General features: G+C 64.4%; 12 protein-coding genes. All 12 read left to right on the top strand.

Going from position 1 to position 12,773, the window contains the following annotated elements; genetic code table 11:
• Positions 1-29 precede the first annotated feature (29 nt).
• Genes AC3WR5_RS29645 through AC3WR5_RS29590 form a run of 12 tightly spaced genes read left to right on the top strand, consistent with a single transcriptional unit; the run spans position 30 to position 12,768 of the window.
• Complete coding sequence (locus tag AC3WR5_RS29645) at positions 30-506, top strand: NuoB/complex I 20 kDa subunit family protein (protein ID WP_141284697.1); 477 nt, start codon at positions 30-32, stop codon at positions 504-506.
• Between the two features lie 21 nt (positions 507-527).
• Positions 528-1,127, top strand: coding sequence for an NADH-quinone oxidoreductase subunit C (locus tag AC3WR5_RS29640; RefSeq protein ID WP_492489168.1), 600 nt, complete (start codon positions 528-530; stop codon positions 1,125-1,127).
• Positions 1,128-1,140: 13 nt separating this feature from the next.
• Positions 1,141-2,394, top strand: coding sequence for an NADH-quinone oxidoreductase subunit D (locus tag AC3WR5_RS29635; RefSeq protein WP_141284701.1), 1,254 nt, complete (start codon positions 1,141-1,143; stop codon positions 2,392-2,394).
• The gene (locus AC3WR5_RS29630; protein ID WP_492489167.1) at positions 2,391-2,927 is read left to right on the top strand and encodes an NADH-quinone oxidoreductase subunit NuoE family protein; all 537 of its coding nucleotides are present in this window, start codon (positions 2,391-2,393) and stop codon (positions 2,925-2,927) included. Before AC3WR5_RS29635 ends, AC3WR5_RS29630 begins: the two co-directional genes overlap by 4 nt.
• Positions 2,928-2,930: 3 nt before the next feature.
• Positions 2,931-4,277 (top strand): NADH-quinone oxidoreductase subunit NuoF, encoded by a 1,347-nt coding sequence (gene nuoF / locus AC3WR5_RS29625; protein WP_492489165.1) that lies wholly within the window; start codon positions 2,931-2,933, stop codon positions 4,275-4,277.
• Positions 4,278-4,293: 16 nt separating this feature from the next.
• Positions 4,294-6,609, top strand: coding sequence for an NADH-quinone oxidoreductase subunit NuoG (gene nuoG, locus AC3WR5_RS29620; protein WP_492489164.1), 2,316 nt, complete (start codon positions 4,294-4,296; stop codon positions 6,607-6,609).
• Positions 6,610-6,632: 23 nt separating this feature from the next.
• Positions 6,633-7,688, top strand: coding sequence for an NADH-quinone oxidoreductase subunit NuoH (gene nuoH, locus AC3WR5_RS29615; protein ID WP_492489163.1), 1,056 nt, complete (start codon positions 6,633-6,635; stop codon positions 7,686-7,688).
• Positions 7,689-7,703: 15 nt separating this feature from the next.
• Positions 7,704-8,201 carry an NADH-quinone oxidoreductase subunit NuoI gene (nuoI, locus tag AC3WR5_RS29610; RefSeq protein ID WP_492489162.1) on the top strand — a complete coding sequence of 166 codons (498 nt, stop codon included), beginning with the start codon at positions 7,704-7,706 and terminating at the stop codon, positions 8,199-8,201.
• Positions 8,202-8,261: 60 nt separating this feature from the next.
• The gene (locus AC3WR5_RS29605; protein WP_492489160.1) at positions 8,262-8,900 is read left to right on the top strand and encodes an NADH-quinone oxidoreductase subunit J; all 639 of its coding nucleotides are present in this window, start codon (positions 8,262-8,264) and stop codon (positions 8,898-8,900) included.
• Positions 8,897-9,211 (top strand): NADH-quinone oxidoreductase subunit NuoK, encoded by a 315-nt coding sequence (gene nuoK, locus AC3WR5_RS29600; RefSeq protein ID WP_141285363.1) that lies wholly within the window; start codon positions 8,897-8,899, stop codon positions 9,209-9,211. Before AC3WR5_RS29605 ends, nuoK begins: the two co-directional genes overlap by 4 nt.
• Positions 9,212-9,236: 25 nt before the next feature.
• The gene (gene nuoL / locus AC3WR5_RS29595; RefSeq protein ID WP_492489158.1) at positions 9,237-11,273 is read left to right on the top strand and encodes an NADH-quinone oxidoreductase subunit L; all 2,037 of its coding nucleotides are present in this window, start codon (positions 9,237-9,239) and stop codon (positions 11,271-11,273) included.
• 19 nt (positions 11,274-11,292) lie between these two features.
• Positions 11,293-12,768: an NADH-quinone oxidoreductase subunit M gene (locus AC3WR5_RS29590; protein ID WP_492489157.1), complete on the top strand. Its 1,476-nt coding sequence runs from the start codon at positions 11,293-11,295 to the stop codon at positions 12,766-12,768.
• The last annotated feature ends 5 nt before the right edge of the window (positions 12,769-12,773 follow it).

Genomic DNA, 12,773 nt, shown 5'->3' with positions numbered 1-12,773 from the left:
GCTGACCTCGCTGCGAGAGGCACACAAGCATGGGTATTGAAGGCGTTTTCAAAGAGGGCTTTGTCACCACCTCGGTGGACACCCTCGTCAACTGGTCCAAGACCGGTTCCTTGTGGCCGATGACCTTTGGTCTGGCCTGCTGCGCCGTGGAAATGATGCACGCCGGTGCGGCGCGCTACGACATCGACCGCTTCGGCATGCTGTTCCGGCCCAGCCCGCGGCAGTCCGACCTGATGATCGTCGCCGGCACGCTGTGCAACAAGATGGCACCGGCGCTGCGCAAGGTCTATGACCAGATGGCCGAGCCGCGCTGGGTGCTCTCGATGGGTTCCTGCGCCAACGGCGGCGGCTACTACCACTACAGCTACTCGGTCGTGCGCGGCTGCGATCGCATCGTGCCGGTCGACGTCTACGTGCCGGGCTGCCCGCCCACGGCCGAGGCACTGCTCTACGGCATCCTGCAACTGCAGGCCAAGATCCGCCGCGAAAACACCATCGCCCGCTGAAGTCAGCAGGCAAGGCATCCCATGACGCAGAAACTCGATACCCTGCAAGCGGCGCTCGAATCGGTGCTGGGCGGGCGCATTGCGCGCCTCCAGCGCGAGCGCGGCGAGCTGACCCTCACCGTCAAGGCGGCGGACTACGTCGACGTGGCCACCACGCTGCGCGACCATCCGCAACTGAAGTTCGAACAACTGATCGACCTGTGCGGCCTGGACATGTCCTCGTACAAGGACCTGCCCTGGGACGGCCTGCGCTACTGCACCGTCTCGCACCTGCTGTCGGTCACGCTGAACTGGCGCCTGCGCCTGAAGGTTTACGCGCCTGACGACGACGTGCCGGTGGTGGCTTCGCTGACGCCGGTCTGGAACTCGGCGAACTGGTTCGAGCGCGAGTCCTTCGACATGTACGGGATCATCTACGAAGGTCACAACGACCTGCGTCGCATCCTGACCGACTATGGCTTCATCGGCCACCCGATGCGCAAGGACTTCCCGGTGTCGGGCCATGTCGAGATGCGCTACGACGCCGAGAGCCGCCGCGTGATCTACCAGCCGGTCACGATCGAGCCGCGCGAGATCACGCCCCGCGTGATCCGTGAAGACAACTACGGCGGCCTGCACTGAGTCCGGGAACGTCATGGCAGAAATCAAGAACTACACCCTGAACTTCGGTCCGCAGCATCCATCCGCACACGGCGTGTTGCGCCTGGTGCTGGAGCTGGACGGCGAAGTCATCCAGCGCGCCGACCCGCACATCGGCCTGCTGCACCGCGCCACCGAGAAGCTGGCCGAGACCAAGACCTTCATCCAGTCCTTGCCCTACATGGACCGGCTGGACTACGTCTCGATGATGTGCAACGAGCACTCGTATTGCCTGGCGATCGAGAAGCTGATGGGCATTGATGTGCCGATCCGTGCGCAGTACATCCGCGTGATGTTCGACGAGATCACGCGGCTGCTGAACCACCTGATGTGGCTGGGCGCGCACGGCATGGACTGCGGTGCGATGAACATGCTGATCTACTGCTTCCGCGAGCGGGAAGACCTGTTCGACATGTACGAAGCCGTCTCCGGCGCGCGCATGCACGCGGCCTATTACCGGCCGGGTGGCGTCTACCGCGACCTGCCGGACAGCATGCCGCAGTACAAGGTCAGCAAGATCAAGAACGAGCGCGCCATCAAGGCGCTGAACGAGAACCGCCAAGGCTCTCTGCTCGACTTCATCGACGACTTTTGCAAGCGGTTCCCGAAGAACGTCGACGACTACGAAACCCTGCTGACCGACAACCGCATCTGGAAGCAGCGCACGGTTGGCATCGGCATCGTCACGCCCGAGCGCGCGATGAACCTGGGCTTCTCCGGCCCGATGCTGCGTGGCTCCGGCATCGCCTGGGACCTGCGCAAGAAGCAGCCGTACGACGCCTACGCCAAGATGGATTTCGACATTCCCGTCGGCGTCAACGGCGACACCTACGACCGCTACCTGGTGCGCGTGGCCGAGATGCGCCAATCCAATCGCATCATCCAGCAGTGCGTGGAATGGCTGCGCAAGAACCCTGGTCCTGTCATCACCGACAACCACAAGGTCGCGCCGCCTTCGCGCCTGGACATGAAGTCCAGCATGGAAGAGCTGATCCACCACTTCAAGCTCTTCACCGAAGGCTTCCATGTGCCCGAAGGCGAGGCCTACGCCGCGGTCGAACATCCGAAGGGCGAGTTCGGCATCTACCTGGTGAGCGACGGCGCGAACAAGCCCTACCGCCTGAAGATTCGCGCGCCCGGCTTCCCGCACCTGGCGGCACTGGACGAAATGGCCCGTGGCCACATGATTGCCGACGCTGTTGCGGTGATCGGCACCATGGACATCGTGTTTGGCGAGATCGATCGATGATGACTGACACCGTCACCCACCAGACGCCGCCCGTGGCGTCGCTGAGCGAAGCGACGCAGGCGCGATTCGCGCGTGAAGTCGCGAAGTACCCGAAAGATCAGGCGCAGTCGGCCGTGATGGCCTGCCTGTCCATCGTGCAGCAGGAACAGGGCTGGGTTTCGACCGAGGCCGAGGCGGCCATCGCCGCCTACCTGGGCATGCCCGCGATGGCCGTGCATGAGGTCACGACCTTCTACAACATGTACAACCAGCAACCGGTGGGGAAGTTCAAGCTGAACGTCTGCACCAACCTGCCGTGCCAGCTGCGCAACGGCCAGGGCGCGCTGGAGCACCTGTGCAAGTCGCTGAACGTCGAGGACGGTGGCACCACCGCCGACGGCCTGTTCACCGTGGCCAAGTGCGAATGCCTGGGCGCCTGCGCCGACGCGCCGGTGATGCTCGTCAACGACCGCCAGATGCTGAGCTACATGAGCAACGACAAGCTCGACGAAATGCTGGCGCTGATGCGCGCCGAAGCTGGAAAGGCGGCCTGAACCATGGCACTCGATCTTTCCCGTTTCCAGACCACTGGCAGCGCCACCTGCTTCCATGACCGCCACATCGGCGCCCAGATCTATGCCGGCCTGAACGGCAACAACTGGGGCCTGGCCGATTACCAGGCGCGCGGTGGTTACCAGGCCCTGCGCAAGATCCTCGGCGTGGACGGCGGTGAGCCGATGACCCAGGACCAGGTGATCGCCGAGGTCAAGGGTTCCGGCCTGCGGGGCCGCGGCGGCGCCGGTTTCCCGACCGGCCTGAAGTGGAGCTTCATGCCCCGCGCATTCCCGGGCCAGAAGTACCTGGTCTGCAACTCCGACGAAGGCGAGCCGGGGACCTGCAAGGACCGCGACATCCTGATGTACAACCCCCACATCGTCATCGAAGGCATGGCGATTGCCGCCTACGCGATGGGCATCTCGGTGGGCTACAACTACATCCACGGCGAGATCTTCGAGGTCTACGACCGCTTCGAAGCCGCGCTGGAAGAAGCTCGCGCCGCTGGGCTGCTGGGCGACAACATCCTGGGCAGCAAGCACAGCTTCCAGCTGCATGCCTTCCACGGCTTTGGTGCCTACATCTGCGGCGAGGAAACTGCGCTGCTGGAGTCGCTCGAAGGCAAGAAGGGCCAGCCGCGCTTCAAGCCGCCGTTCCCGGCCAGCTTCGGCCTGTACGGCAAGCCGACCACGATCAACAACACCGAGACCTTCGCAGCGGTGCCCTGGATCATCCGCAATGGCGGCCAGGCCTACCTCGAATGCGGCAAGCCGAACAACGGCGGCACCAAGATCTACTCGATGGTCGGCGACGTTGAACGTCCCGGCAACTACGAGATCCCGATGGGCACGCCGTTCTCCAAGCTGCTGGAGCTGGCGGGTGGTGTCAAGGGTGGCAAGAAGCTGAAGGCCGTGATCCCCGGTGGATCTTCGGCCCCGGTGCTGCCGGCCCACATCATGATGGAGTGCACGATGGACTATGACTCCATCGCCAAGGCCGGTTCGATGCTGGGCTCGGGGGCAGTCATCGTGATGGACGAGACCCGCTGCATGGTCAAGAGCCTGGAGCGCCTGGCCTACTTCTACGCGCACGAATCGTGCGGCCAGTGCACGCCGTGCCGCGAAGGCACCGGTTGGCTGCACCGCCTGGTCCACCGCGTGGAACATGGCGAGGGCAGGGCCGATGACCTGGCGCTGCTGGACAACGTGGCCGAGAACATCATGGGCCGCACCATCTGCGCGCTCGGTGATGCGGCTGCCATGCCGGTGCGCGGCATGCTCAAGCACTTCCGGGACGAATTCGTCCACCACGTCGACCACAAGACCTGCACGGTCCCGTCCTACGTCTGACCGGGGCAAACCCAACATGCTCGAAATCGAACTCGACGGCAAGAAGGTCTCGGTGCCGGAAGGCAGCATGGTGATGCATGCAGCCGACGCTGCCGGCACCTACATCCCGCACTTCTGCTACCACAAGAAACTGTCCATCGCGGCCAACTGCCGCATGTGCCTGGTGGACGTGGAGAAGGCGCCCAAGCCGATGCCGGCCTGCGCCACGCCGGTCACGCAAGGCATGATCGTCCGCACCAAGAGCGACAAGGCCCTGAAGGCCCAGCGCTCGGTGATGGAGTTCCTGCTGATCAACCATCCGCTGGACTGCCCCATCTGCGACCAGGGTGGCGAATGCCAGCTGCAGGACCTGGCCGTCGGCTACGGCGGTTCGTCCTCTCGCTACGAGGAAGAGAAGCGCGTCGTCTTCCCCAAGGACGTCGGCCCGCTGATCTCGATGGCCGAGATGAGCCGCTGCATCCACTGCACCCGCTGCGTGCGCTTTGGCCAGGAGATGGCCGGCGTGATGGAGCTGGGCATGCAGCATCGCGGCGAGCACTCGGAAATCACGACCTTCGTCGGCCAGACGATCGACTCCGAGCTGTCGGGCAACATGATCGACATCTGCCCGGTCGGCGCGCTGACCAGCAAGCCTTTCCGCTACAGCGCCCGGACCTGGGAACTGTCGCGCCGCAAGAGCGTCAGCCCACATGACTCCACCGGTGCCAACCTGATCGTCCAGGTCAAGAACCACCAGGTGCTGCGCGTCGTGCCGCTGGAGAACGACGACGTCAACGAATGCTGGATCGCCGACCGCGACCGCTTCAGCTACGAGGCTGTCAACAGCCCGTCGCGCCTGACCACGCCGATGATCAAGCAAGGCGGCGAGTGGGTCAGCGTTGACTGGAACACCGCGCTGGGTTATGTCGCTGACGGCCTGAAGCGCGTGAAGGGTGAATTTGGCGTGTCCGGCATCGGCGCGCTGGGCTCGGCCCACAGCACCGTCGAAGAGCTGCATCTGCTGGCCAAACTGGTCCGCGGCCTGGGCAGCGACAACATCGACCACCGCCTGCGCCATGCCGACTTCACGGCGGGCGAGGGCGCGCGCTGGCTCGGCGCCTCGATTGCCTCGCTGTCGTCGCTGGACCGCGTGCTGGTCGTCGGCTCCTTCCTGCGCAAGGACCATCCGCTGTTCGCGCAGCGCATCCGCCAGGCCGCGCGCCGCGGCGCGCAGGTCTTCAGCCTGAATGCCGCGCAGGACGACTGGGCGCTGACGCTGGCCGGCCGCCTGGCCGCCGCGCCGGACGCCTGGGCCCAGTCGCTGGCCGACATTGCCGGCTACATCGCCAGCGCCAATGGCGTGGCGGCTCCGGCCAACGCAATGGTCTCGGCCGAAGCCGAAGCGATTGCGCAGGCCTTGCTGACCGGGTCGCAAAAAGCCATTTTGCTGGGCAACGCCGCCGCGCAGCACCCGCAAGCGGCCACGCTGCTGTCGCTGGCCAACTGGATTGCCGCGCAAACCGGCGCCAGCGTCGGCTACCTGGGCGAGGCCGCGAACAGTGTCGGCGCGCAGCTGGTGGGCGCACAGCCGCGCAACGGCGGCCTGAACGCCGGCCAGATGCTGTCGCAACCGATGAAGGCGCTGCTGCTGCTGAACGTCGAGCCGGTGCTGGACGCGGCCGATGCAGCCGCTGCCCGTGCCGCGATGCAGGCCTCCGGCCTGGTCGTGGCACTGACGCCGTTCAAGGACGCCGCGGTCGACAACGCCGACGTGCTGCTGCCGATCTCGCCGTTCACCGAAACCGCCGGCAGCTACGTCAACGCCGAAGGACGCCTGCAGGCCTTCCACGGCGTCGTCAAATCGCTGGGCGACAGCCGGCCGGGCTGGAAGGTCCTGCGCGTGCTGGGCAACCTGCTGGGGCTGGAAGGTTTCTCCCAGGAGACGGTCGAGGAAGTGCGCCACGAAGCGCTGGGCAATGTGGCCTCGCTGGCTGAGCGCCTGTCCAACGCCAGCAAGGCATCTGCCACGCCGGTCGCGCCTGTCACCGCTGGCCTGCAGCGCCTGGCCGACGTGCCGATCTACAGCACCGACAGCCTGGTCCGCCGTGCCACCTCACTGCAGCTGACGGCTGACGCCAAGCCGCCGGTTGCCAGCCTGCCCTCCGCGCTGTGGGCCGAGCTCGGCCTGAGCGAAGGCGCCAAGGTGCGCGTGACGCAAGGCAGCGCCTCTGTGCTGCTGCCGGCCAGGCTGGACGCCAGCCTCGCCGCAGGCACGGTGCGCGTGCCGGCAGGCCATCCGGACACGGCCGGCCTCGGCGCGATGTTCGGCTCCCTCACGGTCGCCGCGGCCTGAAAGCCACGCAGGAACCAACGCTCATGATCGACAACTTCAACCAAGCCGGACTGGCGCTGATGGGCGGCGTGCTCTGGCCCATCGTCTGGTCCCTGATCAAGATCATCGTGGTGATGCTGCCGCTGCTCGGCTGCGTCGCCTACCTGACGCTGTGGGAGCGCAAGGCCATTGGCTGGACGCAGATCCGTCCGGGCCCGAACCGGGTGGGCCCGTTCGGCCTGCTGACGCCGATTGCCGACGCGGTCAAGCTGATCTTCAAGGAAATCATCCGCCCGACGGCGGCCAGCAAGGGCCTGTTCTTCATCGGCCCCATCATGACCATCATGCCGGCGCTGGCCGCGTGGGCCGTGGTGCCGTTCGGCCCCGAGGTGGTGCTGGCAGATGTCAACGCCGGCCTGCTGTTCCTGATGGCCATCACCTCGATGGAAGTCTATGGCGTGATCATCGCCGGCTGGGCCTCGAACTCGAAGTACGCCTTCCTCGGCGCGCTGCGCGCTTCGGCGCAGATGGTGTCCTATGAAATCGCGATGGGCTTCGCGCTGGTCATCGTGCTGATGGTCTCGGGCAGCCTGAACATGACCGACATCGTGATGCAGCAGGGCCGCGGCCGCATGGCGGACGTTGGCTGGGGAGTGCTGTCGTGGAACTGGCTGCCGCTGCTGCCGGTGTTCTTCGTGTACTTCATCTCCGGCCTGGCCGAGACCAACCGCCACCCGTTCGACGTGGTGGAAGGCGAGTCGGAAATCGTCGCCGGTCACATGATCGAGTACTCCGGCATGTCGTTCGCGATGTTCTTCCTGGCGGAATACGCGAACATGATCCTGGTCTCGATGCTGACCGTGCTGCTGTTCCTCGGCGGCTGGCTCAGCCCGTTCGGTTTCCTTCCCGATGGTTGGGGTTGGCTCATCCTGAAGGTCTTCGTGGTCGTCACGATGTTCCTCTGGGTCCGCTCCACCTTCCCGCGCTTCCGCTACGACCAGATCATGCGTCTGGGCTGGAAGATCTTCATCCCTGTCACGCTGGTGTGGCTGGTCGTCGTGGGTCTGTGGATCCAGTCGCCGCTGAACATCTGGCCATAAAGGGAGCGAGCACACATGTCTACTTTTGCCGCCATCAAGGACCTCTTCACCAGCTTCCTGCTGCTGGAGTTGTGGAAAGGCCTGGCCGTCACCGGCCGGCACTTCTTCTCGCGCAACATCACGGTGCAGTTTCCCGAGGAAAGGACCCCGGCCTCGCCACGTTTCCGCGGCCTGCATGCGCTGCGCCGCTATGAGAACGGCGAAGAGCGCTGCATTGCCTGCAAGCTCTGCGAAGCCGTTTGCCCGGCGATGGCCATCACCATCGAGTCCGACGTGCGCGCCGACGGCAGCCGCCGCACCACGCGCTACGACATCGACCTGACCAAGTGCATCTTCTGCGGCTTCTGCGAAGAGAGCTGCCCGGTGGACTCCATCGTCGAGACGCACATCTTCGAATACCACGGCGAAAAGCGCGGCGACCTGTACTTCACCAAGGACATGCTGCTGGCCGTGGGCGACCGCTACGAAAAAGAGATCGCCGCCAACAAGGAGGCCGACGCCAAGTACCGCTGAGCCCGGCAGCCGGTTTCGTCCGGCCTGCGGGTTCGGCGTGCCCTCACGGCGCGCAACAACATGAACACCACCTCCGCCCTGTTCTACCTCTTCTCAGCCGTGCTGCTGGTGTCGGCCTTCATGGTCATCACCGCACGCAGCACCGTGCATTCGGCCCTCTACCTGGTGCTCGCCTTCTTCAACGCTTCGTGCGTGTGGATGCTGCTGCGCGCCGAGTTCCTGGCCATCACGCTGGTGCTGGTCTACGTCGGTGCCGTGATGGTGCTGTTCCTCTTCGTCGTGATGATGCTGGACATCAGCACCGACAAGCTGCGTGAGGGCTTCTGGAGCCATTTCCCGCTGGCCGGGTTCATCGGCGTGCTGATTGCGCTCGAGATGTACCTGGTGATGAAGAGCGGCTTCAACCTGCCGGCCGCCAAGGCCATGCCGGAAGCCGTGATGAAGCTGGGCAATACCCGCGCGCTGGGTGTCGAGATCTACACCCAGTACCTGTACCCGCTGCAGGTCGCCGCAGTGCTGCTGCTGGTGGCCATGATCGCCGCCATCGCGCTGACCATGCGCCAGCGCAAGGACAGCCGCTCGCAGAACCCGTCGGAGCAGGTGCGCGTCAAGGCCGCAGACCGCTTCCGAATTGTCAAGATGGACGCGGTCATCGAAGCACCGTCGGTTCCCAAGACGCCCGAAGGAGACAAGGCATGAGCGCCGGCATCACGCTGTACCACTACCTGACGCTGGGCGGCTTCCTGTTCGCGCTGTCGGTCGTGGGCATCTTCATGAACCGCCGCAACCTGATCGTGCTGCTGATGGCCATCGAGTTGATGCTGCTGGCGGTGAACATGAACTTCGTCGCCTTCTCGCACTACCTTGGCAACATGGACGGCCAGGTCTTCGTGTTCTTCATCCTCACCGTCGCGGCGGCCGAGTCGGCCATCGGCCTGGCCATCCTCGTCGTGCTGTTCCGCAACCGCTCCACCATCGCGGTGGACGAACTGGACACCCTGAAGGGTTGAGTCGCACCACGGAGTCCAGAAGAACATGTCAACACAACTCTCACAGAACCTGCTGCTGGCGGTGCCACTGGCGCCGCTGGTCGGCTCCATCATTGCCGGCCTGTTCGGCAAGGCCGTCGGCCGGCGTGGCTCGCACGTCCTGACCATCCTCGGCGTGCTGGTCGCTTTCCTGATCTCGGCCAGCGTGCTGAAGTCGGTGGCGATCGACGGTGCCCGCTTCAACGCGACGATCTACGAGTGGATGAACGTCGGCGGCCTGAAGATGGAAGTCGGCTTCCTGATCGACGGCCTGACCGCGATGATGATGTGCGTGGTGACCTTCGTGTCGCTGATGGTGCACATCTACACCATCGGCTACATGGAAGAGGATCCGGGCTACCAGCGCTTCTTCTCGTACATCTCGCTGTTCACCTTCTCGATGCTCATGCTGGTGATGAGCAACAACTTCCTGCAGCTGTTCTTCGGCTGGGAAGCGGTGGGCCTGGTGTCGTACCTGCTGATCGGCTTCTGGTTCAAGAAGCCCACGGCCGTGTTCGCCAACATGAAGGCCTTCCTGGTCAACCGCGTGGGCGACTTCGGCTTCATCCTGGGCATTGGCCTGCTGCTGACCTATGGCGGCTCGCTGAACTATGCCGAGGTGTTCGCCAAGTCCGGCGAGCTGGCCAAGCTGGGCTTCCCCGGCACCGACTGGGGCATGCTGACGGTCGCCTGCATCTGCCTGTTCATCGGCGCGATGGGCAAGTCTGCGCAGTTCCCGCTGCACGTCTGGTTGCCGGACTCGATGGAAGGTCCGACCCCGATCTCGGCGCTGATCCACGCCGCCACGATGGTGACCGCCGGCATCTTCATGGTCACGCGCATGTCGCCGCTGTTCGAGCTGTCGGATACCGCGCTGAACTTCGTGCTGGTCATCGGCTCGATCACCGCGCTGTTCATGGGCTTCCTGGGCATCATCCAGACCGACATCAAGCGCGTCGTTGCGTACTCCACGCTGTCGCAGCTGGGCTACATGACGGTGGCGCTGGGCGTCTCGGCCTACAACGTGGCGGTCTTCCACCTGATGACGCATGCCTTCTTCAAGGCACTGCTGTTCCTCGGCGCCGGTTCGGTGATCATCGGCATGCACCATGACCAGGACATCCGCAACATGGGCGGCCTGCGCAAGTACATGCCCATCACCTGGATCACCTCGCTGCTGGGTTCGCTGGCGCTGATCGGCACGCCGTTCTTCGCCGGCTTCTACTCGAAGGATTCGATCATCGAGGCGGTGGCCGCGAGCCACCTGCCCGGTGCGGGCTTCGCGCAGTTCGCCGTGACTGCCGGTGTGTTCGTCACCGCCTTCTACAGCTTCCGGATGTACTTCCTGGTCTTCCACGGCAAGGAACACTTCCACCACAAGCCGTTCCCCGGCGAACACGATCACCACGACGAGCACGACGACCATGGCCACGGCCATGCGCACACGCCGCACGAATCGCCGTGGGTCGTCACTGCGCCGCTGGTGCTGCTGGCCATTCCGTCGGTGGTGATCGGGTGGATGACCATCCAGCCGATGCTGTATGGCGACTTCCTGAAGGATGCGATCTTCGTGAATCCCGAGGCGCACCATGCGATGGAGTCGCTGGCCGAGGAATTCCACGGCGCAGCTGCGATGGGCGTGCATGCCTTCACCTCGCTGCCGTTCTGGCTGGCGCTGGCCGGTGTGGTCACGGCCTATGTGTTCTACATGGTCAGCCCGGCCATTCCGGCGGCGATTGGCCGGGCACTGTCGCCGGTCATCCGCGTGCTGGAGAACAAGTACTACATGGACTGGTTCAACGAGAACGTGCTGGCCGCGGGTGCCCGCCTGCTGGGCGTGGGCCTGTGGAAGGGCGGCGACATCGCGCTGATCGATGGCGTGCTGGTCAACGGCTCGGCGCGTGCGGTGGGCGGTTTCGCCTCCATCGTGCGCACGGTGCAAACGGGCTACCTTTCCTGGTATGCCCTGGTGATGGTCCTGGGCGTCTTCGGTCTGATGACCTGGCAGCTGTGGCCCTATCTGATGAGCCTGATCGGCCATTGAACGAGGGCGGAGAACAAGAATGGGTCTTTTGAGCGTTGCCATCTGGCTGCCGATTGTTTTCGGCGCCTTGTTGTTGGCTGTGGGGCGGGAGCAGAACGCGAATGCGGCGCGTTGGATCGCGCTGGTCGGTGCGATCCTGAGCTTCCTGGTCACGCTGCCGCTGATCACCGGCTTCGACACCGGCACTGCAGCGATGCAGTTCGTCGAGAACGCCGGCTGGATCGAGCGTTTCCACGTTCGCTACCACCTGGGCGTGGACGGCCTGTCGGTCTGGTTCGTGCTGCTGACGGCTTTCATCACCATCATCGTGGTGATCGCCGCCTGGGAGGTCATCACCGAGCGGGCGCACCAGTACCTGGGCGCCTTCCTGATCCTGTCCGGTCTGATGGTCGGCGTGTTCAGCGCGATGGACGGCCTGCTGTTCTACGTGTTCTTCGAGGCCACGCTGATCCCGATGTACATCATCATCGGCATCTGGGGCGGCCCGCGGCGCGTCTATGCGGCCTTCAAGTTCTTCCTCTACACGCTGCTCGGTTCGCTGCTGATGCTGATCGCGCTGACCTACTTGTACTTCCAGTCGGGTGGCAGCTTCGAGATCCAGCAATGGCACAAGCTGCCGCTGCCGATGGACGCGCAGACGCTGCTGTTCTTCGCCTTCTTCGCCGCCTTCTCGGTCAAGGTGCCGATGTGGCCGGTGCACACCTGGCTGCCGGACGCCCACGTGGAGGCGCCGACCGGTGGCTCTGTCGTACTGGCTGCGATCATGCTGAAGCTGGGTGCCTATGGCTTCCTGCGCTTCTCGCTGCCCATCGCCTCTGACGCCGCGCATCACTACGCCTGGCTGATGATCGCGCTGTCGCTGATCGCGGTGATTTACATCGGCCTGGTGGCGATGGTCCAGCAGGACATGAAGAAGCTGGTCGCCTATTCGTCCATCGCCCACATGGGCTTCGTCACGCTGGGCTTCTTCATCTTCAACGAGCTGGGCGTCTCCGGCGCCATCGTGCAGATGATCTCGCACGGCTTCGTCTCCGGCGCGATGTTCCTGTGCATTGGCGTTTTGTACGACCGTGTGCACTCGCGGGAGATCGCCGCTTACGGCGGCGTGGTCAACACGATGCCGAAGTTCGCGGCCTTTGCGCTGCTGTTTGCCATGGCCAACTGCGGGCTGCCAGGCACGGCTGGCTTCATCGGCGAGTGGATGGTGATCCTGGGCGCTGTCGGCTTCAACTTCTGGATCGGCGCGCTGTCCGCCACGGCGCTGATCTTCGGTGCGGCCTACACGCTGTGGATGTACAAGCGCGTCTACTTCGGCGAAGTGGCCAACGACCATGTTCGCGAACTGACCGACATCAATGCCCGCGAATTCCTGATGCTGGCGCTGCTGGCTGTGGCCGTGCTGGCCATGGGCCTGTACCCCAAGCCCTTCACCGACGTGATGCATGTCTCCGTGACCGAGCTGCTCAAGCACGTGGCTGTCTCCAAACTGCCTTGATGCGC

Source organism: Ideonella sp. FW305-24 (assembly GCF_058788035.1).
The sequence above is the reverse complement of the archived record's forward strand: the minus strand, read 5'-3'. Positions and strand labels throughout refer to the sequence as shown.

What these genes read in the sequence shown, in the direction of transcription:
- AC3WR5_RS29645 (WP_141284697.1), top strand. Translation starts at nt 30, where the DNA reads ATGGGTATTGAAGGCGTTTTCAAAGAGGGCTTTGTCACCACCTCGGTG.
- AC3WR5_RS29640 (WP_492489168.1), top strand. Translation starts at nt 528, where the DNA reads ATGACGCAGAAACTCGATACCCTGCAAGCGGCGCTCGAATCGGTGCTG.
- AC3WR5_RS29635 (WP_141284701.1), top strand. Translation starts at nt 1,141, where the DNA reads ATGGCAGAAATCAAGAACTACACCCTGAACTTCGGTCCGCAGCATCCA.
- AC3WR5_RS29630 (WP_492489167.1), top strand. Translation starts at nt 2,391, where the DNA reads ATGATGACTGACACCGTCACCCACCAGACGCCGCCCGTGGCGTCGCTG.
- nuoF (WP_492489165.1), top strand. Translation starts at nt 2,931, where the DNA reads ATGGCACTCGATCTTTCCCGTTTCCAGACCACTGGCAGCGCCACCTGC.
- nuoG (WP_492489164.1), top strand. Translation starts at nt 4,294, where the DNA reads ATGCTCGAAATCGAACTCGACGGCAAGAAGGTCTCGGTGCCGGAAGGC.
- nuoH (WP_492489163.1), top strand. Translation starts at nt 6,633, where the DNA reads ATGATCGACAACTTCAACCAAGCCGGACTGGCGCTGATGGGCGGCGTG.
- nuoI (WP_492489162.1), top strand. Translation starts at nt 7,704, where the DNA reads ATGTCTACTTTTGCCGCCATCAAGGACCTCTTCACCAGCTTCCTGCTG.
- AC3WR5_RS29605 (WP_492489160.1), top strand. Translation starts at nt 8,262, where the DNA reads ATGAACACCACCTCCGCCCTGTTCTACCTCTTCTCAGCCGTGCTGCTG.
- nuoK (WP_141285363.1), top strand. Translation starts at nt 8,897, where the DNA reads ATGAGCGCCGGCATCACGCTGTACCACTACCTGACGCTGGGCGGCTTC.
- nuoL (WP_492489158.1), top strand. Translation starts at nt 9,237, where the DNA reads ATGTCAACACAACTCTCACAGAACCTGCTGCTGGCGGTGCCACTGGCG.
- AC3WR5_RS29590 (WP_492489157.1), top strand. Translation starts at nt 11,293, where the DNA reads ATGGGTCTTTTGAGCGTTGCCATCTGGCTGCCGATTGTTTTCGGCGCC.